Raw genomic sequence first — 21802 nt, 5'->3', positions numbered from 1 at the left:
GGCCGCGCCCGTCCATCGCCCGCTCGACCAAAAAACAACCGGAGAAAAACAGATGGAGAAGCTGTCGCGACGATCGTTCTTCAAAGCAGCGGGCGCCACCGCCGCGGCCATTGCCGGCAAGGCACACGCACTCCCCCATGACGAAGCGGCGCACCAGCACGCGCCAGGCCAGCGGGCCGGCGCCACAGCCGCGCCGGCCACCTACACCTTCTTCCGGCTTGATGAGGCACGCTTCATCGAGGCCGCCTGCGCCCGCCTGATTCCGGCCGACGCCAACGGCCCCGGGGCAATCGAGGCGGGCGTGCCCAACTACATCGACAAGCAGCTCGGCGGCGCCTGGGGCGCGGGCGAGCGGTTGTACCGCAGCGGCCCCTGGCAGCAGGGGCTGCCGGGGCAGGGCTACCAGCTGCCGTTCACCCCGGCCGAGCTGTTCCACAACGCGCTGCGCGCCATCAACGAGGACATCCGGCGCCGGCGCGGCACCACCTTCGACCAGCTGCCCGGTGCCGAGCAGGACGCCTACCTGCAGTCGCTGCAGACCGGCCAGCAGAGCCTGAACGGCGTGCCGGCACATACGTTCTTCGAGTCGCTGCTGGGCTTGACCATCGAAGGCTTCTTCAGCGACCCGATCTACGGTGGCAACAAGGACATGGTGGCGTGGAAAATGATCGGCTTTCCGGGCGCCTACGCCAGCTTCTACGACCTGGTGGACCAGCACGGCATGCTGTACACGCGCGCGCCGATGTCGATTGGCGAAGATGCGCGCGGCATGATCATGATCGAGCCGGTCAGCCCGCCCGCGCACGCCCCGTCGGCCGAGGCGCCACGCACCCCCACGCCGGCGCGCCGGAAAGGGGGCAAGTGATGGCTACCCGGATGAAGGAATGCGATGCCGTGCTGATCGGCGTGGGGCTGGTGGGCACCATGCTCGGGCGCGAACTGACCAGGGCGGGGCTGAAGGTGGTCGGGCTGGAACGGGGCAATCCGCAGTTCACGGTGCCCGACTTCCAGGGGCCGCAGATGCACGACGAGCTGCGCTACTCGGTGCGCAAGGGCTTCATGCAGGACAACACCAAGGAAGCGATGACCTTCCGCAACAACATCAACCAGGTGGCGCTGCCGATCCGGCGTTGGGAGAGTTTTCTGCCCGGCACTGGCCTGGGCGGCGCGGCGGTGCACTGGAACGGACAGACCTACCGCTTCCAGGATGACGAACTGCGGCTGCGCAGCCACACCGAGCAACGCTACGGCAAGAATTTCATCGATCCGGACCTGACCATCCAGGACTGGGGCGTGAGCGCCGCCGACCTCGAGCCGCACTACGACCGCTTCGAATACCTGCTGGGCACCAGCGGGCAGGCCGGCAACGTCAAGGGCCAGAAGATCGCCGGCGGCAACCCGTTCGAGGATCCGCGCTCGCGCGGCTACCCGACCCCGCCGATGAAGGAGCCGTACGGCTCGGCCATCTTCCGCAAGGCCGCGGCCAGCCTGGGCTACCACCCGTTCCCGCAGCCGTCGTCCAACCTGTCACAGCCCTACACCAATCCGGAAGGCATGACGCTCGGCACTTGCATGTTCTGCGGCTATTGCGAGCGCTTCGCCTGCGAACACTTCGCCAAGTCGTCGCCGCAGACGGTCCTGCTGCCGGTGCTGCTCAAGGACAAGAACTTCACCTTGCGTACACAGTCGCACGTGCTGCGCATCAATTTGTCGAAGGACCGCAAGCGCGCCACCGGTGTCACCTACGTGGACGCTGCCGGCCGCGAGTTCGAGCAGCCGGCCAAGATGGTCATCCTGTGCTCGTTCTCGCTGAACAACGTGCGCATGCTGCTGCTGTCGCGCATTGGCGAGCCGTACGATCCCAAGACCGGGCGCGGCAATGTCGGCCGCAACTATGCGTACCAGACGATGAGTGCGGTGCAGGTGTTCTTCGACGAGTCGGTCAACATCAACCCGTTCATGCGTTCCGGCGCCAACGGCACGCTGATTGCCGATTTCGTGGCCGACAACTTCGACCACGGCCCGCACAAGTTCATCGGCGGCGCCTATTTCGGCGACGTGATGACCAACGGGCGCCCGATCGAATTCCATCCCACGCCGCCGGGCACGCCGGCCTGGGGCGCGGCGTGGAAGGCGGCGGTGGTCAAGCACTACAACCACACCTCGGTGCTCAACGTGCACGGCAGCTCGATGTCGGCCAAGGGCAACTACCTCGATCTCGATCCCACCTACAAGGATGCGTGGGGCTTGCCGCTCTTGCGCATCACCTTCGACTTTCCGCCCAACGATCTGCGCATGTCGGCCTATGTCACCGCCAAGGCGGTCGAGATCGGGCGTGCGATGGGCGCTCGCCAGGTGGCCGGGGCCGGGCGCAAGGGGCCGTACGTGATCACCCAGTACCAGACCACCCACAACACCGGCGGCACCATCATGGGCCTGGACCGCCGCAGCAGCGTGGTCAACCGCTACCTGCAAAGCTGGGATGTGCCGAACCTGTTCATCATCGGCGCCTCGAACTTCCCGCAGAACGCGACCTACAACCCCACGGACACGGTCGGCGCGCTGGCCTACTGGTCGGCCGACGCGATCGTCCACCGCTACCTGAAGTCCCCCGGACCCTTGGTGCAAGCATGAAGACATCGATCATCTGTCCCGCCGCGCTGGCCGTGCTGGCGCTGGCAGGCTGCGCCGGCAGGGGCGGTGGCGCGCAAGACGGTGCACAGCAGCCCGACGTAGCCCAGGGCCCGGCTGTGCCGCAGCCGGGGGCGCAGGAGACCCAGGCCGGGGTGATGCAGGAACAGCAGGCGCAGGCCGGGCAGGCGCTCGCGCTCGCCCAGCCCGGCGCGGCCGCCGCGCAGGCGTTCGGCCCGCCCAACCTGCAGCTTGGCCAGCGCATCGCCACGCAGGGCGCGCCCAACGGCGTGGCCGCGTGCGTGAGCTGCCACGGCGCGCAGGGCGAGGGCAACGCTGCCAGCGGCTTCCCGCGCATTGCCGGGCAGTCGGCCTACTACATGGGCAAGCAGCTGGCGGCCTACGCCAACGGCGCGCGCGTGAGCAACCCCATCATGCTCGCGATCGCCAAGGGCATGAGCGCCGAGCAGATCCGCGACGTGAGCGCCTATTACGCGACGCTGGGCGGTGGCGCGGCGCCGCCGGCGGGCACGGGCGCTGGCGCGGCAGCCGCGTCCGGGCGCGGTGCCCAGCTGTCCATGGCCGGCGACGAGAGCAAGCGGGTGCAGGCCTGCGCCAACTGCCACGGGCCGGGCGGGGCGGGTGAGCCGCCGATCTATCCCTACCTGGCCGGGCAGAACGGCAACTACCTGACCGCGGCCATGCAGGCCTGGAAGAGCGGCACGCGCAAGACCGACCTGTCGGGCCAGATGGTGCAGATCGCCCGCGCCTTGTCCGATGCCGACATTGCCGCGCTGTCGGGGTACTTCAGCGCGCAGCCGGCGCCTCCGCCTTCAGCCACGCGGGTGAACATTGCAGCTGGTTCGAGCGCGCGGCCGGCGGTGGCGGCGGCGCCCGGCGCGCCCGGGCCGCGCACACCGGGCGCGGCTGCGGCGGGCGTGACCGGCTCGGGCAGCGAACAAGGCTCGCCGGTGACAGGGGGCGGGCAGGGGCCGGGCGGGGGCGGCGGCACCCAGGGCACCAAGCCGCCGGAGCCGCCGATCCGGCGTTGAGTTGGCGGGAGCGGCGGTACGGCGGACGGCTGGACGCGTGGGCAGGAAACCTGCCCACCCTACGGTAGCGGCTCTGATCCCGGTAGGGTGGGCAGGTCCTCCTGCCCACGCGTCCAACTAACGCCAGCACGGCCGAAGCGCCCGGCACCGGGCACAAAAAAAGCCGAACCGCTGCGACACGGTCCGGCCATTGCGTTTATCGACGCCTGCCCGATCAACCGCGGTTCGGATTGTTCGGATGCTCGTCGAAGCGGTTCGGCACGCCGTCGCCGTCGCGGTCACGCATGCCGCGTTCCCAGCCGCCGCGCTTCATCACCCACTGGCCGTCGCGCTCTTCCCACACCGGCGCGCGGTAGCTGTAGCCGTGGCGTGCGCGCAGCCACTGGCCGCGTACCCACACATAGCGGTGATGGCGATACTCGTAATGGCCCGGCGCCCACACGTAGCCGCGCCGTTCATGCGGCACCGCTTCATTGCGCGGCGGCGGCGGTGCTTCGCGCACGATGATGGTCTGGGCCTGGGCGGCGGCGGTGATGCCGCCAAACGAACTTGCGAGCAGTGCGGCAATAAGCAGTTTTTTCATGGTTGCGTCCTCCTTGAGTAGCCGTGTGATGTTCCACAGTTATAGCCCTCAGGATAGGCGCGCGACCGTGCGCTTGCACGCATTGGCGTGTAAAAAGTGTTACGAGGAATTGCGGCAGGAAGGATCGGTGACTGACGGCAACCCCGGGCCTACTGCGGCCGCTGCGCCACCAGTTGCACCTCGACCAGGAAGCCGTAGTGCAGCGCCGGCACCGGCACCACCGTGCGCGCCGGCTTGTGGGCGGCGAACACGCGCGCGTAGGCAACGTTAAACGCCGGCCAGTTCTCCACGCCCACGATGTAGGCCGTGCACTGGACCACGTCGGCAAAGCCGCAGCCGGCCGCGCGCAGCACCTTGCCGCACTGTTCGAACACCGAGCCGCATTGGGCCTCGAACCCGGCCGCGGCCGGGTCCACCTCGGCGGAGGAGGGCAGGATGCCCGACAGGAACACCAGCCCACCGGCTGCCACCGCCTGCGAGTAATGCCCGGCGGGCGCCGGCAGTTCGTGCGACTGGATGAGTTCCATCAGCCTGCCACCAGCTGCGCAAAGCGCGCCAGGTCGACGTTGCCACCGCTGATCAGGATGCCGACCCGCTTGCCCGCCACCGGCACCACGCCGTGCAGCGCGGCTGCGGCAGCCAGGCATCCGGTCGGCTCGACCACGATTTTCATGCGCTCGGCAAAAAAGCGCATGGTCGCCTTGAGCTGTTCGTCGCTGACGGTCACGACGTCGTCGACGAAGCGCTGGATCACCGCAAAATTGTGTTGCCCCAGGTGCGTGGTCTGGGCCCCGTCCGCGATCGTCTGCGGCACCGGGATGTCCACGATCTGGCCGCTGCGCAGCGACTGCTGGCCGTCGTTGCCGGCTTCCGGTTCCACGCCGATCACCTTGCAGGAAGGCGACAGCGTGGCCGCGGCCAGCGCGCAGCCGGCCAGCAGGCCGCCGCCGCCGAGCGGCACCAGCAGCAGATCGAGCTGCCCGGCGTCCTCGATCAGTTCCTTGGCCGCCGTGCCCTGGCCGCAGATCACGTCCGGATGGTCGTACGGCGGGATCAGCGTCATGCCGCGTTCCTTGGCCAGGCGCGCGCCGATTTCCTCGCGGTTTTCCTTGTAGCGGTCGTACAGGATCACTTCGCCGCCATAGCCGCGGGTGGCGCGCACCTTCAGCTCCGGCGCGTCCTGCGGCATGATGATCGCGGCCTTGATGCCCATCAGGCTGGCCGACAAGGCGATCGCCTGCGCGTGGTTGCCCGATGAGTAGGTCAGCACGCCCGCGCGCTTTTGCTCGTCGGTGAACCGGGAAATGGCGTTGTAGGCGCCCCGGAACTTGAATGCGCCCATGCGCTGCAGGTTCTCGGCCTTGAAGAACAGCTCGGCGCCGGCCATGGTGTTGGCGGTGCGCGAGGTCAGCACCGGGGTGCGGTGCGCCGCGCCCTTGATGCGCGCCGCGGCCTGTTCGATGTCGCTGTATTGCAGTTGAGCGGTCTCGGTCATGTCGTTCTTGGTTGGTATGAAATGGATTCTAGGCCGCCAGCGGCAGCGCCAGCTGGACGACCAGTCCGCCGCCTTCGCGGTTGCGCAGGTTCAGCTGCGCGTTGTGGCGGGTCAGCACGCGTTCGACGATCGCCAGCCCCAGGCCCGCGCCGTTGGCCTGGCCGCGCGCCGTATCCAGCCGCGTGAACGGTTTGAGCAGCTGGGCGATCTGGTCCTCGGGCACGCCCGGGCCGTGGTCGGCCAGCGTGATCACCGCGCGCCGGCCATGGCCGGTGGACTTGACCTGGCAGGTGATGTCGACTTCGGTATGGTCCTGGCCGGGCGTGCGCGCGTAGCGGCGCGCGTTCTCGATCACGTTGTTGATCACGCGCCGCAGGTCGATCGCGTTGCCCAGCACCTGCACGTTCGGCTCGATGTCGCAATGGACCCGCATGTTGGGCATGCGTGACGCCTCGCGCCCGATCTCGGCCAGCATCTCGGACATGTCCACCGCCGTGAAGGTGGCCGACTCGGTCGGCTTGGCGTAGTCGAGGAACTGGCCGATGATCGCGTCCATCTGCGCGATGTCCGACTGCATGCCCTCGCGCGCTTCCTGCGACAGGTTGGCCATTTCCACTTCCAGCTGCATGCGCGCCAGCGGCGTGCGCAGGTCGTGCGAAATGCCGGCCAGGATCACCGCGCGGTCCTTTTCGACCTGGGCCAGGTCCTCGACCATCTGGTTGAAGCTGCGGTTGGCCTGGATGATCTCCTTCGACCCTTTTTCCGGCAGCGGGGCCGGGCGCTCGCCCTGTGCGATCGCGCGCGCGGCTGCGGTCAGGCGCGCCAGCGGCAGGTTGACCAGGCTCGAGATCAGCGCCGCGCCCAGTACCGACAGCACGCCCACCACGCTGGCCCAGCCGATCCACTGCACCCGGGTCAGGCCCATCAGGCGGTCGCGTTCGAGCATCAGCCAGTATTTGTCGCCGTCGATGTTAAAGCTGATCCAGAAGCCGGCCACGTCGTTCACGCGGCGCGAAAAGCGCGTGTCCTCGCCCAGCTTTTCGCGCACCAGCGCCGCGATCTCGGCCATGTTGGGCGTGGAGGGCGGCGGCTCGATCTTGTCGTCCGGTTCGAGCGGCAAAATGCGGATGCCTTCGTTGGACACCAGCTCGAACAGCAGCTCGCGCCGCAGCTCGGGCGCCGAGTGCGTGAGCGCGGCCTTGGTGATGGTCACCACCGACACCACCAGTTCGGCCGTCTGCTGCACCTGCGGCCCGCGCTGGACCATGTTGATCATGCCGATCCACGAGGCCATCGACAGCGTGGTCAGCACCGACAGCAGGAAGAACGTGCGCCAGAACAGGCCGCTCCTGAACCAGCCAAGGCGCAGGAAGCGCGGCGCACCCGATTGGAAGGCTGACACTAGCGCGGCTGTCCTTCAGGGATGAACACGTAGCCCAGGCCCCACACGGTCTGGATGTACAGCGGGCTGGAAGGATCGGGTTCGATGAGCTTGCGCAGGCGCGAGATCTGCACGTCCAGCGAACGGTCGAACACCTCGTACTCGCGGCCGCGCGCCAGTTCCATCAGCTTTTCGCGCGACAGCGGCTGGCGCGCATGGCGCGCGAACACCTTGAGCACCGAGAATTCGCCGGTGGTCAGCGGCACCGTCTCGCCGTTTTTCTTGAGCGTGCGGGTGCCCAGGTCGAGCACGAAATCGCCGAACTCGAAGGTTTGCGGGGTCTCGGACGGTGCGCCCGGGATTTCGTCCGGGCCCTTGCGGCGCAACACCGCGCCAATGCGCGCGACCAGCTCGCGCGGGTTGAACGGCTTGGGCAGGTAGTCGTCCGCGCCCATCTCCAGGCCGACGATGCGGTCCACGTCCTCGCCTTTGGCGGTCAGCATGATGATCGGGGTCTGGTCGCCGGCACCGCGCAGGCGGCGGCAGATCGACAGGCCGTCTTCGCCAGGCAGCATCAGGTCCAGCACCAGCAGGTCGTAGCGCTCGCGCAGCCACAGCTTGTTCATGGCGGTCGCGTTTTCGGCGGTGACGACGGTGAAGCCCTGTTCGGTGAGGTAGCGGCGCAACAGGTCGCGCAGGCGCACGTCGTCGTCCACGACCATGATCTTGGCCGAGTGGCCGCCGGAGTGGTTGCCGGAATTCGTTTGGGTGGGTGAATTCATAGTCTGTCCGGTTTGTCAGAATTATGTCGCTATGGTAACTTCTCTCGCCGATGCGTGCGGGGCTTCCTAACCCGGCATTACATTGTGTTACAAACTTTACCCATTTGGTCTTATGCCCCTCGGGCTTTATGCATACACTGGGTACAGGTCGCAACAAAGATTATCTGTTTATACGGCATCGCGGAAGAGGAACACCATGAAACACGTGCCCATCCCAACCAGTGTATCGCCCGCCAACTTCGGCGGCATCCGGTTGGCGCGCGTGCTGTGTGCGGCAGCCGCCGCGCTGGCCGTGGTGGCCGCTCCCGCAATGGCGCAGCGCCAGGACCGCGGTGCCGACCCGCGCATGCAGGACATGCGCGGCCAGCAGGAGCAACCGCGTCCGATGCCGCAGGCCGAGCACGGCCAGCGCTTCGACCCGCGCACCTTCGATTCCCGCGAGTTCGACGAGCGCCGCATGCAGCAAGAGGCCGCCGCGCGCAGCCAGGAAGCGCGCCGCAGCGGCCGCCTGACCCCGGACGAGCGGCGCGACCTGCGCCGCCAGATCAACGAGGCAGGCATGGACCTGTATTCACGCCCGCAACACCGCTGACGCGCATTCCCCCATTTCTGGGGGTAACTTGTTGCAAGACGTTTATTTTCTATTGACACCATGTTACGCTTGTCCGGTCACCCGTTGTGCATTGTAAATATGCGGGGTTAACCAGACGACCGGAGCGTGAACGTGTCGAACATGCCTGCTGCTACAACCAACGATGGATCGCCCGCGGGCGGCGCGGCCAGCATGCCGGAGTACGGCGTGGTGCAGCGCGAGGACGGCGTGTTCCTCGACCCGTCGCTGCCGCGCGCCGGCCTGATGGCCGCGATCGACAACATCTTCGTCGCCAACAACTATTTCGCCGGGCTCGATTACGCGGTACTGCTGCGCGCGCTGTACGGCGTGGGCGCGCCATTGCCGCTCAATCCCAATGGCGACGGCTGGGTGCGGTTTGCCTTCGGCATCGTGCCGTTCGACCCGGCGCGCCGCCAGCTGTACCGCGCGGTCAAGCTGGACAAGGGCATGGCCGAATACTATTTCGAGCCGGTGTACCTGGATGATGCGGGTGACCCTGGCGGCAGCGGCGTGCCGGCCCGCCTGGACCTGGACGAATTCGTCGCCGACCTGTGGACCAAGGGCATCCGCTTCGGGATCGATCTGGACGCCGTGCGCGCCGCGATCGCGTCCAGCCAGTCGGGGCGGCTGGTGGTCGCCCGCAAGCTCGACGCGCTGCCCGGCCAGGACGCGCGCGTGATCGAGGTCTCGGACGACATCCACCGCAACGACGCGCCGCGCCAGCTCGCCAACGGCAAGCTGGACCTGAACTCGTTCCAGAACCGATTCCCGCAGATCAAGGAAGGCGTGCGGCTGCTGAAGAAGCTGCCGCGCGTTCCCGGCACAGCCGGCTATGAACTGAACGGCAACGTGATCGAACCCGCGATTCCCGCCGACCTCGACCTGCAAGCCTATTGCGGCCTGGGCACGGTGGTGCAGCGCACGCCGGATGGCGAGTTCCTGGTGTCGCAGCAGGCCGGTTTCCTGACGGTGGACCGCAAGACCAGCCAGATCTCGGTGGGCGGCAAGATCGTCAGCCACGACGGCGTCAGCGTCAAGACCACCGGCAACCTGCAGCTGTCCGGCGACTACGAGGAATTCGGCGAGATCCAGGAAAAGCGCGTGATCGAGGGCGACAGCATCACCGTCCATGCCGACGTGTTCGGCACCGTGGTCTCGCGCGGCGGTGCCGTTGTGCTCAACCGCAACCTGGTTGGCGGCACCGCGATCAACAAGCAGGGCGGCATCACGGTGCGCGGCATGGTCTCGGGCGCCACCATCCAGGCTAGTGGCGGCGACGTGGAGCTGCAGCGTGCCGAGAACTCGGTGATCTCCGGGCGCGCGGTGCGCATCGAGCACGCGATCAACTGCGAGATCGTGGGCGAGACGGTGGAGGTGGGGCAGGCCGAAGGCTGTGCCATCGCCGGGCGTAGGCTCGCGATCGATACCGCCGCGCCGCGCCGCCAGAGCGAAATGGTGGTGTTCGTCCAGGTGCCCGACAGTGCGCGCATCAACAGCGTGCTGGCCGCAACCGCCGTGCGCGCCGAGCAGCTGGAGGAAGCTGCCGCGCGCTACAAGGCCGAGGTGGACCGGCTGGCCGGGCAGCCCGACGTGCGCAAGTACATGCGCCTGGCCGCGAGCGTGCGCAAGAACGAGATCACGCTCACGCCGGAACAGGTGCCGGCGTTCCAGCGCATGGCCAAGGCGGTGGGGCCGGTGCTCAAGGAGATCGGCAAGGCGTCCGACGCCCAGAAGGCCGCCGAGCTCGAGCTGCAGCAAAGCCGCGAACTGGTCGCGCAGCTGGAACGCCAGCGCGACGGCGCCGGCGTCTCGCGGGTGGCGGTGCGCTCGGTGCAGGGCGACATCCAGGTGCGCGCGCTGAAATACGACCCCGACGACGGCAGCAGCTGGGACCTGCCGGCACGCGACATCAAGGCTCGCCTGCGTGGCAACACTGCGGGCGCGCCGCTGTTTGCCGGCAGCGCCGGCGCCTTCGAGTGGGACAGCGAGCACGCCCGCGCCTGAGTTTTTGATGTCTCCGCAGAAATATTGACAGCAGTCAACTGATTCCGCGCCCCGAGCCCGTACGATAGAGTCGCTAACAAGTGGGGGCGGGCCATGCAGAACGACACCAGCGGCGTTTCTCAGCAAATCAAGTTCCTCAGCTTCACGCTCGGCGGGCTGGAGTACGGGCTCGACTTCGGCAAGGTGCAGGAACTGCGCGTGCTCAAATCGCTTGAGCGCTTCGCGGCCGATGGCGAGATCATCAGCGGGGTGGCGGTGTCGCGCGGGATCATCATGCCGATCGTGGACATGCGCGCCGCGTTTTCGGTACGGCCGGCGCAGCCACCGAGCCCGCTCACCGATGTGATCATTCTCAAGCTCTCGTCCGGAACCATCGGGATGGTGGTGGACGGGGTGTCCGGGGTGGTGAGCTTTGCGGTTGAGCAGATCACGCCGATTCCGGGCGCGAACGGGCAGGTCGAGTACCTGCTGGGACTTGGAAGGATCGAGGGCCGGCGCCTGATTTTGGTGGACATCGACCGGCTGATGTCGATTCATCGCGCCGCAAAGCAGCCCGAGAAGGTGGTGGCGTAGCGCCGGTAAAGGTAGGGTGGGCACTTGTGCCCACGCCGTAATGCCGTGCCGCGTGCTTATCGCGTGGGCACAAGTGCCCACCCTACGGCATCAGGCAGCCGCGGTTAAGCCTTCGAGCTGCTCCTGTAACTCCAGCCACTCGCCTTCAAGCTGCTCCAGGTCGCGGCTGCAGAACGCCTGGTCGGCCACCAGGTTCTTCAGCTCGTCCTTCTTGTCCGCTTCATAGATGCCTGGGTCGAGCAGCCTGGCGTCGACGTCGGCCTTCTTCGCATTGAGCTTGGCCATCTGCTCTTCCAGCCGCTTGATGCGCGACTCGATCGGCTTTCTCAATGCCGACAGGCGCTGGCGCTCCTCGGCCTCGAGCCGCTTCTGCTCCCTGCGATCTACTGCAGGAGCCGGCGTTGGCTCGGCCTTGGCGGCCACCGACGGCAAAGGCACGGCTTCTGCCTTGCCCAGCTTGGTCTGGAACAGCCACTCCTTGTAGTCGTCCAGGTCGCCGTCGAAGGGCTGCAGGCGGCCGTCGGCCACGATCAGGAACTGGTCGGTGGTGGCGCGCAGCAGGTGGCGATCGTGCGAGACCAGCACCAGCGTGCCCTCGAACTGCGCCAGCGCCAGCGTCAGCGCCTCGCGCGTTTCCAGGTCCAGGTGGTTGGTCGGCTCGTCCAGCAGCAGCAGGTTGGGCCGCTGCCATACGATCAGCGCCAGCGCCAGGCGCGCCTTCTCGCCGCCGGAGAACGGCGCGATCGGGCTGGTGACCATATCACCCGGGAAGTTGAAGCCGCCCAGGAAGTTGCGCAGCTCCTGCTCGCGCGTGGTCGGCGCGATCTTCATCAGGTGCCACAGCGGCGATTCGTCATGCCGCAGCATCTCCACCTGGTGCTGCGCGAAATAACCAATCGACAGGCCCTTGCCCAGCGTGGCCGTGCCCGACAGCGGCGCCAGCTCGCCGGCGATGGTCTTGATGAGGGTCGATTTGCCCGCGCCGTTCACGCCCAACAGGCCAATGCGCTGGCCGATCTGCAGCGAGAAGTTCACGCGGTGGACGATCGCCTTGCCGCCCACCTTGTCGCCATGCGCGTCCAGGATCGGGTAACCGGCTTCCACGTCCTCCATCACCAGGAGGGGATTGGGCGCGGACAGCGGCTCGCGGAACTCGAACGAGAACTCGGCCGCTGCGCGCAGCGGCGCCAGCTCCTCCATCTTGGCCAGCGCCTTCATGCGGCTTTGCGCCTGGCGCGCCTTGGTGGCCTTGGCCTTGAAGCGGTTGATGAACGATTCCAGGTGCGCCTTGGTGCGCTGCTGCTTTTCGTACGCGGCCTGCGCCAGCACCAGGTGCGCGGCGCGCTGGCGTTCGAAGTCGCTGTAGTTGCCCGAGTAGCGCTTGAGCTTGCGCTCGTCGATGTGCACCACCACGTTCACGATCCCGTCCAAGAAGTCGCGGTCGTGCGAGATGATGATCAGCGTGCCCGGGTAGCGCTTGAGCCAGTCCTCGAGCCAGATGATCGCGTCCAGGTCCAGGTGGTTGGTCGGTTCGTCCAGCAGCAGCAGGTCGGAAGGGCACATCAGCGCCTGCGCCAGGTTCAGGCGCATGCGCCAGCCGCCGGAAAAACTCGCCACCGGCTGCTGCATTTGTTCCAGCGTGAAGCCAAGGCCCAGCAGCAGCTGCTCGGCACGCGACTGCACGGTGTAGGCGTCGGCGTCGGCCAGGGCGCTGTGGACTTCGCCCATCGCGATGCCGTTCTCGGTCGTGTGCGGCGCCGCCTCCAGCTGTTCGAGTTCGGCCTGCAGCCGGCGCAGGTTGACGTCGCCGTCGATCGCATATTCGATCGCCGGGCGAGGCAGGGCAGGTGTCTCCTGCGCCACGTAGGCCATGCGCCACTTGGCGGGAAAGTCGATCTGGCCCTGGTCCGGATGCAGTTCATTGCGCAGCATCGCGAACAGGCTCGATTTGCCGGCGCCGTTGGCGCCGACCAGGCCAATCTTGTCGCCCGGGTTGAGCGTGAGGTCGGCATCCTCGAGCAGCGGCTTGGTGCCGCGCATGAGGCTGACGTTCTGGAATCGGATCATCGTGCTTTACTGGAGCTGGTCGGCGGTGAGCAGGAACACCTGGTCGTCGCCCGCGCTGGTGGACAGCCAGGTCAGGCCAAGGTGGCCGAATGCGGCTTCGGCGAATTCGCGCTCGTTGCCGATCTCGACCACCAGCACGCCGTCCGGCGTGAGCCGTTCGGCGGCACCGGCGACGATCTTGCGCACCAGGTCCATGCCGTCGGCGCCGCCGGCCAGCGCGATCTGCGGCTCGCGCAGGTACTCGGGCGGCAGCTTCTTCATCGACTCGGCATTCACGTACGGCGGATTGGTCACGATCAGGTTGTACTTCTTGAACGGCACGTTCTCGTACAGGTCCGACTCGATCGGGTTGACCCGGCCTTCCAGCTTGTAGTCGCGGATGTTACGCTCGGCGACCGCCAGCGCGTCCTTCGAAATGTCCACCGCATCGACCACCGCGTTGGGGAAGGCGTCGGCCAGCATGATGGCCAGGCACCCGGAACCGGTGCACAGTTCGAGCACGTTTTCCACCGCATCCGGATCGTTGACCCAGGGGCTGAACTGGTTGGGGATCAGCTCGGCGATGAAGGAGCGCGGCACCAGCACGCGTTCGTCGACGTAGAAGTTGTAGCTGCCCAGCCAGGCCTCGTTGGTGATGTATGCGGCCGGCACGCGCTCGGTGACGCGGCGCTCGATCACGGCCAGCACCGCCAGCACCTCGTCGTGCAGCAGCTTCGCGTCCAGGAAGGGTTCGAGCTTGTCGAGCGGGAGCTTGAGCGTGTGCAGGACCAGGTAGGCCGCCTCGTCGAAGGCCTCGGCGCTGCCGTGGCCGAAGAACAGCTTGGCGGCATTGAAGCGGGTGACGGCATAGCGCAGCAGGTCGCGCGGCGTGGTGAAGGAGTCGGTAGTCATGGCCATGTTCTCGTGTTATGACGCGCCGGACAGCAGGTTTTCCAGTGTGCGGCGGTAGATGTTCTTCAGCGGATCGATCGAGCGCAGCTCGATGTGCTCGTCGATCTTGTGGATGGTGGCGTTCGTCGGCCCGAATTCTATCACCTGGGGGCAGATGCGGGCGATGAAGCGCCCGTCGGAAGTGCCGCCCGTGGTGGACAGTTCGGTCTTGATGCCAGTCTCGGCCAGGATGGCCTCGCAGACCGCGGTGGACAGCGTGCCGTGCGGCGTGAGGAAGGGCAGTCCCGAGAGCGTCCATTCCAGGTCGTAGTCGAGCTGGTGGCGGTCGAGGATGGCGTGCACGCGCGCCTGCAGCGATTCGGCGGTGCTGGCGGTGGAAAAGCGGAAGTTGAAGTCCACCGTCAGCGTGCCCGGGATGACGTTGTTCGCGCCCGTGCCGGCATGGATGTTCGACGCCTGCCACGAAGTCGGCAGGTAGTATTCGTTCCCTTCGTCCCAGCGCTCGGCAGCCAGGTCGGCCAGGGCAGGGGCCGCCAGGTGGATCGGGTTGCGTGCGAACTGCGGGTAGGCGATGTGGCCCTGCACGCCTTTGACCACCAGTTTACCGGACAGCGAACCGCGCCGCCCGTTCTTGATCATGTCGCCCAGCACGTGTGCAGAGGTTGGCTCGCCGACCACGCAGTAGTCGAGCTCCACGCCACGCTCTTCCAGCAGGTCCACCACCACCGCGGTGCCGTCCACGGCCGGGCCTTCCTCGTCGCTGGTGATGAGGAAGGCGATCGAGCCTTGGTGATCGGCGTGCTCGGCCAGGAATTCTTCGGTGGCCACCACCATCGCCGCGATCGAGGTCTTCATGTCCGATGCGCCGCGCCCGTACAGCTTGCCGTCGCGCCGGGTCGGCGTGAACGGGTCCGACTGCCACTGCTCGCGCGGGCCGGTGGGCACCACATCGGTGTGGCCCGCGAACACGAACAGGGGCGACGCGGTGCCCTTGCGCGCCCACAGGTTGGTCACGCCGTTCGATTCGATGGTCTCGCAATGAAAACCGAGCGGCGCCAGGAGTTCGGCCAGGCGCTGCTGGCAGCCGGCATCCGTGGGCGATACCGACGGCCGCGCAATCAGCTCTTCCGTCAGCTGCAGGGTGCGCGAGGGCTTCATGCCGGCGCGCCTTCGAAGATGGCACGGTACTGCGCGTCCGAGAAGCCGACCGAGAACTTGCCATCATTATCGAGCACCGGCCGCTTGATGACGGACGGGTTGGACAGCATCAGCTCGAGCGCGCTGGCCTTGTCGGTCACGGCCGCCTTTTGTGCGTCGGTGAGGTTCCGCCAGGTCATGCCCTTGCGATTGACCAGCACTTCCCAGTCGAGCTGGCCGAGCCACTGCTGCACGGTGGCGCGTTCCAGTCCCTGCTTCTTGAAGTCGTGGAAGGTGAAGTCATGGCCGTGGTCCGCGAGCCAGGTGCGCGCTTTCTTGACGGTGTCGCAGTTGGGGATGCCGTACAGGGTTCGTTTCATGGGCAGGAATGGCTGTGCTGCCGGGGCGTGCGGGCGCGCCGGCGCGAGTGATTTGGGAAGCCGCGAGGATAGCACAGGTGCCTGTTTGCCAACGGATGCTTGTCATTGGGCGGACACATCTGTAGCCTATGCTACCTCCCACCCTTGTTTCTCTGTCAATACAGCATGTTCCGTCCCGCACCGCTCCTCCGCCTGCTCGCGCTCACCGCGCTGGTTGGCTCCGCTGTCACGTCCGCCTATGCAGCGGCTCCCGTCAAGTACGAACAACCCAAACTCGTGGTGGTCATGGTCGTGGATGGCCTGCCCAACGAACAGGTGATGCGCTACCGCGACCAGTTTGGCCAGGGCGGCTTTCGCCGGCTGATGGAGCAGGGCGCGTGGTTCACCAACGCCTTCCAGGCGCACGGGGTGACGGTGACGGCGGTGGGCCACACGGCCATTTCGACTGGCGCCTACCCGTACCGCCACGGCATCATCAACAATTACTGGTACGACGCCAATGGCAAGAAGGTGTACTGCACCGAGGACGGCCGCTACCACTACCTGGGCGACGGCGAAGAGACCCAGGAGCACGACGGCACCTCGCCTGCTAACCTGCGCGTGGACACCATCGGCGACCAGCTGCGCTATGCGACCGGCAACCAGTCCAAGGTCGTCACCGTGTCGGGCAAGGACCGCGGCGCGATCCTGCTGGCCGGGAAGACCGGCACCGCCTACATGTACATGGAAAAGACCGGCGCGTTCGCGACCAGCACCTTTTACATGAACGCATATCCCGCCTGGGCCGAACACTTCCGCGCCGCGCATCCGCAGGACCGCTACTACGGCCAGTCGTGGACAAAACTGCTGCCCGACGCCGCCTACGCGGGCGACGCGCCGTATGTGGAACTGGCCAACGGCAAGCAGAGCCGCTTCCCGTTCGTCTTCAAGAGCGACAGCGGCAAGCCGGACGCCAAATACTACGAAAGCCTGAAGGGCTCGCCGGCGGTGGACGAGCTGACGCTCGAATTCGCGCGCGCCGCCATCGAAGGCGAGAACCTGGGCCGCAACCCGGCCGGCGTACCGGACCTGCTGGGCGTGAGCCTGTCGGCGCACGACATCATCAACCACTCCTTCGGGCCGGAAAGCGTGATGTCGCACGACCACCTGCAGCGGCTGGACCGCATGCTGGCGAAGTTCTTCGGCTACCTCGACAAGCGCATCGGCCTGTCCAACGTGCTCGTGGTGCTGACCGCGGACCACGGCTTCACCAACTCGCCGGCGTTCTCGCAGGCGCGCCACATCGACGCGCTGCGGATCGATCCGGACAAATTGGTCTCGGGCCTGGACAAGACGCTGGCCGACGCGTACCACGTGAACAAGCTGGTCAAGAGCTCGATGCTGCCGGAGATCTGGCTGGATGATGGGCTGGTCGAGAAGAACGGCCTGTCGCGCGCGGACGTGGAGGCGCGCGCGGCGCGCTACCTGCTGGCGCAGCCGGGCATCGCGCAGGTGTACACGCGCACGCAGTTCGAGAACGGCGGCGTGGGCCCGACGCGGCTTGGCCTCTTGATGCAGCGCGCCTGGAACCGCCAGCTCTCGGGTGACCTGATGGTGGTGCCGCAGCCGTATTCGCTGTTCACCAAGTCGCTCACCAACGCGTCGCACGGCGCGCCGTACAACTACGACGCCAACGTGCCGCTGCTGATCATGGGCAGCCGCTGGATCAAGCCGGGCACGTACGCGGGCTACACCGAAATCGTGGACGTGGCGCCGACGCTGGCGCACCTGCTGCGTGTGCGCCCGCCCGCCGCGGCGGAAGGGCGCGTGCTCGAACAAGCGCTGCGCTGACAGGGGCATGCGGCTCTCGTTTTCGCGGAATGCTCGATTTCGCACGATTCCAGCCGATTACGCCCGATAGCGCTACGAAAGCGCGCGATTTGCGCTCGAAATCGCACGCTTTGACGCCGCAACCAGCCGATTTCAGCACGATTTCGGACGATACTCAGGCCACGATATCGGGTATATCGGTTCGGATATCGTTCGACTTCGCGCTGCGTTCGAGCGTTTTCGGGCCGGGAGCGCGCGATTGCGCAGCCAAATCGGGCGCTTTCGCAGGCATATCGCGCAAAATCGTCCGGAATCGTGCGTTATCGGGCGATTGAGAGAAATCCCAGGCCCGCACCCCGCAGGACAGGCTCAGTCCAGCGCGAGGATGTGGGGGACGAAATCACCGCGCTTGAGCACGGCCGTGCACGCCGCTACAACGGCCGGGTCGAGCTTGGTGCCGCTCATGTTGGCGATTTCGCTGGCCGCTTGTTCAATGCCGAGGGCGGGGCGATAGGGGCGGTCCGACGACATCGACTCCACGATGTCGGCCACGGTCAGGATGCGCGATTCGAGCAGGATCTGGTCGCCGCGCAGGCCACGCGGATAGCCTGAACCATCCAGGTACTCGTGGTGCTGGCGGATGATCTCCGCGATCGGCCACGGGAAGGTGATCTTCTTGAGCACGTTGTAGCCGGCCTCGGGATGCTGCTTGATGAGGGCAAACTCGGCAGCGTTCAGTCGCGCTGGCTTGGACAAGATCTCCGTGGGTACCTGGATCTTGCCGATGTCATGCACGATCGCACTCAGATACAAGGCCCGGACGCGTTCCTCGTCCAGCCGCATTTCTTTTGCGATCATCACAGCCAGCTCCGCCACATGCTGCTGGTGGCCGGCCGTGTAAGGGTCGCGTTGTTCCAGCACGGCGCCGATGCCGGCAAGGGACTCCTCCAATGCCCGTTCCAGCTTGTTGGCCTGGACGGCGACGTCGCGCAACGACTGGTCGTACGCTGCCTGCGTCCGGCGGGCCTGTACGCCGTAGGCGATCGAGTCGGCCAATTCTTCGAACAGGCGCGTCTCTTCGGCGTCGAAGGCTTCCTCGTCACCGGAATAGATCGTGAGCGCGCCGACCGTTTCCCCATCCATTTTCAGCGGGATGGCCGCCGACGAATGGATGCCGAATCCGGCCGCACGTTCGCGCCAGGGCGCAAAGGCAGGCCGGGCCCGCACGTGATTGGCGATCTGCGTGGTACCTGCCTGCAGCGCGAGGCCGGACGGGCCGTTGCCGTATGGCCCCGGCGCCCAAGTGACGACCAGGCCTTCGGCGTAGGGCGACGCCACGCCTGCGGAGGCGACGATCTGCACCGAGTGCGCCTCGTCATGCACTTTCCATCCGATCCAGCTCAGGAGATAGCGCGATTCGGAGGTGATGGCTTCGCATACTGCCTGCAGCATCTCCTGCTCGCTTTTGGCATAGACGATGGCCTTGTCACTAAGACTAATCGCCCGCAATGCCCAGTTGAGCTGCTTCGTTTCTTCGAGCAGGCGCCGTTGTTCGGTGATGTCGGCGTAGATGCCGACCACCCCTTCGACATTGCCGTCCGCATCGATCACCGGGGCCTTGGTGGTTTGCACCCAGCTCTGCTTCCCGCTCGGTGACACGTACGGTTCTTCCATCGTGATCGACGTCTTCTCGTCCATCACCTTGCGGTCAGCGTTGCGATAGCTTTCAGCAAGCTCTTTCGGGAAGAAATCCAGGTCCGTCTTGCCGTGGACATCCTCAGGCGTCACGCCGATGTCGGCGGCAAAGTTCGCATTGCACGCGACGAACACGGACTTCGCGTCCTTGATGAAGATCCGTTGAGGCAGATGGTTGACCAGCGCGTAGAACTTGTTTTCGTTCAGCTCCTTGGACTGCGCCACGATGACGGCGCGGAGCATGCGGATGTACTCGCCCTCGTAGTGGCGCACCAGCTCGTCCTCGCCAAAGACTCCGACCAGCTCGCCCTGGCTGCCGAGGATGGGAATGATGGCCACGCCAGGTTCGCGCAAGAGGCGCGCGGCTTCCGCGGACGACGCGCTCTCGCGCAGGGTAGCGGTGCAGGGGTGCATGAGATCGGCGATGCCCAGGCCAGCTTCGCCACGGCCAATGGTGCGCACGACATCCTTCTCGGTGATGATGCCTGCCGGAGCGTCGCCATCGACCACGATGAGGTAGCGCTCGCCGCTGGCGGCCATTTGCTTTAACGCGTCCTCCAGCGTCGAGGCGGGCGGCAAGCGGCCGAAGCGGGTGTTCATCAAGTCCCCGACGGTGGCCATCCCCAACAGGCCGGCAACGCCGTCGATCTTGCGGAAGTCCGACTCGCTCAGCATGCCGGCTGGCCGGCCGTGCTTGTCCACCACGGGCAGGTGGTGGATGCCGTGCGCGAGCATCAGCTGGAATGCCTCGTGGACTTCAGCGTCTGCGGCGACCGACATCACCTGGCCACTCATCAGCTCGGCCACCGCTTGCTGCGGCGCGATGCCTTTCGCCAGCTGGCGCACCAGGTCGTGCTCGGTCAGGATGCCGGCCACCTCCTCGCCGCGCATCACCAGCGCGCTGGAGGCGCCGGCGGCGGTCATCCTGGACGCCGCGTCGGCGAGGGTGGTGGTGTCGTTGACGATGACGAAGTCATCGCTCATCAGCGATGCGACCTGGTGTTCGGTAAATTTTTCCGAGAGCTTCATGGGTGAGTCAAAAGTTTTTCGTCGGCGCCGCCGGCCGGGCGGGCCAGCCACTGCCAGTCGCGCTCGATGAGCCTGACGCAGGCGTTGACGACATCGGCGTCGTATTGCAGGCCCTTGCCGGCACGCAGTTGTGCGATCACGCTGTCGATGCTGGCGGCACGCCGGAAGGGCCGGTGTGACAGCATCGCTTCCACGCTGTCGGCCACGCGAATGATCCTTGCCTCGGGCAGGATCTGGTCGCCCACCAGGCCGCGCGGGTAGCCGGAACCGTCCACGTTCTCATGGTGCTGGTACACGATTTCGGCAATCGGCCAGGGAAACTGGATGTCGCGCAGGATGTCGCGCCCTGCCTGTGCGTGCAGCTTGACGAGATCGAACTCTTCGGGCGAGAGCCGCCGTGGCCGCGTGAGGATTTCGGCCGGCACCTGGATCTGGCCAACGTCATGGATCATCGCGGCGATGCCAAGTCCTTCGAGGCGATGTTCGTCAAAGCCCAGCTCCCTGCCGATGGCAACCGCCAGTTCGGTGATGCGGCGCTCATGGCCGGCGGTGGACAGGTCGCGGTGCGCCATGGCCGAGGTCAGCGCGCCCACGGTCTGGTTCAAGGTCTGGCGCAGGGCCGCGTTGGTGTCGTCCAGCGACTTCTGTGCGCAGACCAGGTTGGCGAGCATGCTCTCCAGCTCGGCCGTCTTGGCCGTCACCTGCTGGCGCAGGCTGCGGTTCCATGCGGCCAGCAGCGCGCCGCCAACGCCGAGCGCGAGCAGGATGTATCCGGCGTAGCGCAGATAGATCGGCAATGCGGACGGTTCGATCCGGGTGCCGTACCAGCGCTTGTCGATCGCCTCGCGTTCCTGCGCGCTGATGTTGTCAAACCCCTGGCTCACCTGGCGATACAGCGCCTCGTTGCCTTTGCGGACGACCCAGTGGGCGCGGGCGGAGTACAGGGGCGGGGAGTGGCGAAATGCGTCCGTTTTGCGTAGCCTGTTCAGGAAATAGTCGGCTACCGGCTGCTGGGCGCAAAACAAGCGAATGTCGCCCTTCACGGCGGCGGCAATCATGGCCTGGTGGTTGGGGTAGCGCTTGAGCGTGTCGCCCTGTGCCGCGAGCTTCTCGCCGCAGGCGTCGCCTTGCGCGACGCCGACGACGAAACCGCGCGCGGTCGCTGCGTCCACGATGCCGGTCAGCTCCTGGCTGAAATACAGCATGACCTGGGTTTCGAAGTGCGGCGCCGAAAAATCGAAGCGCGCCTCGCGCGACGGGGTACGGATCAGCGCGTCGCCGATATCGGCCTGGCCGGACGCCACCGCTTCCTGCAACTGGTCAAATGGCAGCGGCAGCAATGTGACCGAGATGTCGTTGCGCTCACCCCACAAGGTCCACAGGTCCTTGAGGATGCCCGTGACGCCGCCGGCCTGGTCGGGAATGACCCAGGGCGGGAAATTGACGGGAACCGCGACCACCACCGCCGCTTGACGCGGCGCGGCAGGTTCGGGGGCGCTGTGCGCCGCAGCAGGAACAATCCCAAATAGAAATAAGGCGACGACGGCAGCCAGGACGGCTTGACCCAGGCGCCGTGGTTGGTGCGCGTACCAGCGCATTGGTTCACTCCCTGCACGCGTATCAAGCAAGCGCTTGAATAGGATGGCTTTCCGTTGAGATATGTTTCATCATAATCCGCGG

The 21802-nt window shown here is 66.4% G+C and carries 18 protein-coding genes; 7 read left to right on the top strand and 11 right to left on the bottom strand.

The annotated features are described in order from the left end of the window. The first annotated feature begins 52 nt into the window (after nt 1-52). The 3 genes from NX774_RS03125 to NX774_RS03115 are packed head-to-tail and all read left to right on the top strand — an operon-like array spanning nt 53 to nt 3683. Nucleotides 53-865 carry a gluconate 2-dehydrogenase subunit 3 family protein gene (locus NX774_RS03125; RefSeq protein ID WP_258820678.1) on the top strand — a complete coding sequence of 271 codons (813 nt, stop codon included), beginning with the start codon at nt 53-55 and terminating at the stop codon, nt 863-865. Then, a complete protein-coding gene (locus NX774_RS03120; RefSeq protein ID WP_258820677.1) occupies nt 865-2634 on the top strand; it encodes a GMC family oxidoreductase in 1770 nt (589 codons plus the stop codon). The genes NX774_RS03125 and NX774_RS03120 overlap by 1 nt, the downstream gene beginning before the upstream one ends. Beyond that, nucleotides 2631-3683, top strand: coding sequence for a c-type cytochrome (locus NX774_RS03115; protein ID WP_258820676.1), 1053 nt, complete (start codon nt 2631-2633; stop codon nt 3681-3683). The genes NX774_RS03120 and NX774_RS03115 overlap by 4 nt, the downstream gene beginning before the upstream one ends. Nucleotides 3684-3897: 214 nt before the next feature. On the opposite strand, the gene NX774_RS03110 is transcribed toward NX774_RS03115, so the two are convergent. The 5 genes from NX774_RS03110 to ompR all read right to left on the bottom strand — a co-directional run bounded on the left by NX774_RS03110 (nt 3898) and on the right by ompR (nt 7924). Beyond that, complete coding sequence (locus NX774_RS03110) at nt 3898-4266, bottom strand: YXWGXW repeat-containing protein (RefSeq protein WP_258820675.1); 369 nt, start codon at nt 4264-4266, stop codon at nt 3898-3900. Nucleotides 4267-4415: 149 nt separating this feature from the next. Beyond that, nucleotides 4416-4793, bottom strand: a complete 378-nt coding sequence (locus tag NX774_RS03105; protein WP_258820674.1) for a RidA family protein — start codon at nt 4791-4793, stop codon at nt 4416-4418. Continuing rightward, nucleotides 4793-5761 carry a threo-3-hydroxy-L-aspartate ammonia-lyase gene (locus NX774_RS03100; RefSeq protein WP_258820673.1) on the bottom strand — a complete coding sequence of 323 codons (969 nt, stop codon included), beginning with the start codon at nt 5759-5761 and terminating at the stop codon, nt 4793-4795. The genes NX774_RS03105 and NX774_RS03100 overlap by 1 nt, the downstream gene beginning before the upstream one ends. Nucleotides 5762-5789: 28 nt before the next feature. Next, entirely contained in the window at nt 5790-7163 is a 1374-nt protein-coding gene (locus tag NX774_RS03095) for a sensor histidine kinase family protein (protein WP_258820672.1), read from the bottom strand. Further along, nucleotides 7163-7924 (bottom strand): osmolarity response regulator transcription factor OmpR, encoded by a 762-nt coding sequence (gene ompR / locus NX774_RS03090; protein ID WP_258820671.1) that lies wholly within the window; start codon nt 7922-7924, stop codon nt 7163-7165. The genes NX774_RS03095 and ompR overlap by 1 nt, the downstream gene beginning before the upstream one ends. A gap of 196 nt (nt 7925-8120) precedes the next feature. On the opposite strand from ompR, the gene NX774_RS03085 reads away from it, so the two are divergent. The 3 genes from NX774_RS03085 to NX774_RS03075 all read left to right on the top strand — a co-directional run bounded on the left by NX774_RS03085 (nt 8121) and on the right by NX774_RS03075 (nt 11114). Further along, nucleotides 8121-8516, top strand: coding sequence for a hypothetical protein (locus NX774_RS03085; RefSeq protein ID WP_258820670.1), 396 nt, complete (start codon nt 8121-8123; stop codon nt 8514-8516). A gap of 141 nt (nt 8517-8657) precedes the next feature. Next, complete coding sequence (locus tag NX774_RS03080; RefSeq protein WP_258820669.1) at nt 8658-10541, top strand: flagellar assembly protein A; 1884 nt, start codon at nt 8658-8660, stop codon at nt 10539-10541. 93 nt (nt 10542-10634) lie between these two features. Further along, nucleotides 10635-11114, top strand: coding sequence for a chemotaxis protein CheW (locus tag NX774_RS03075; RefSeq protein ID WP_258820668.1), 480 nt, complete (start codon nt 10635-10637; stop codon nt 11112-11114). Nucleotides 11115-11204: 90 nt separating this feature from the next. On the opposite strand, the gene NX774_RS03070 is transcribed toward NX774_RS03075, so the two are convergent. From NX774_RS03070 to NX774_RS03055, 4 genes are read right to left on the bottom strand one after another with little or no spacing between them, the layout of a single operon-like run. Next, nucleotides 11205-13181 (bottom strand): ATP-binding cassette domain-containing protein, encoded by a 1977-nt coding sequence (locus tag NX774_RS03070; protein ID WP_258820667.1) that lies wholly within the window; start codon nt 13179-13181, stop codon nt 11205-11207. A gap of 6 nt (nt 13182-13187) precedes the next feature. Continuing rightward, a complete protein-coding gene (gene prmB / locus NX774_RS03065; protein ID WP_258820666.1) occupies nt 13188-14072 on the bottom strand; it encodes a 50S ribosomal protein L3 N(5)-glutamine methyltransferase in 885 nt (294 codons plus the stop codon). Nucleotides 14073-14087: 15 nt separating this feature from the next. After that, nucleotides 14088-15230: a succinyl-diaminopimelate desuccinylase gene (gene dapE, locus NX774_RS03060; RefSeq protein WP_258820665.1), complete on the bottom strand. Its 1143-nt coding sequence runs from the start codon at nt 15228-15230 to the stop codon at nt 14088-14090. Further along, nucleotides 15227-15589: an ArsC family reductase gene (locus NX774_RS03055; RefSeq protein ID WP_258820664.1), complete on the bottom strand. Its 363-nt coding sequence runs from the start codon at nt 15587-15589 to the stop codon at nt 15227-15229. The genes dapE and NX774_RS03055 overlap by 4 nt, the downstream gene beginning before the upstream one ends. Before the next feature lie 165 nt (nt 15590-15754). Between NX774_RS03055 and NX774_RS03050 the strand changes: the two genes are divergently transcribed. Further along, nucleotides 15755-17419: an alkaline phosphatase family protein gene (locus NX774_RS03050; RefSeq protein ID WP_258820663.1), complete on the top strand. Its 1665-nt coding sequence runs from the start codon at nt 15755-15757 to the stop codon at nt 17417-17419. Nucleotides 17420-17767: 348 nt separating this feature from the next. Here the strand turns inward: NX774_RS03050 and NX774_RS03045 are convergent, their stop codons facing one another. Then, on the bottom strand, nt 17768-20122 hold the full coding sequence (locus NX774_RS03045) for a CBS domain-containing protein (RefSeq protein WP_258820662.1): 2355 nt from the start codon (nt 20120-20122) through the stop codon (nt 17768-17770). Next, entirely contained in the window at nt 20119-21582 is a 1464-nt protein-coding gene (locus tag NX774_RS03040; protein WP_258820661.1) for an HD domain-containing phosphohydrolase, read from the bottom strand. The genes NX774_RS03045 and NX774_RS03040 overlap by 4 nt, the downstream gene beginning before the upstream one ends. Nucleotides 21583-21802 lie beyond the last annotated feature (220 nt).

Origin of the sequence: Massilia agilis (assembly GCF_024756255.1) — a bacterium.
GTDB lineage: Bacteria > Pseudomonadota > Gammaproteobacteria > Burkholderiales > Burkholderiaceae_D > Telluria > Telluria agilis.
Note: the sequence above shows the minus strand (reverse complement) of the source record. Positions and strands in the feature narration are given on the sequence as shown.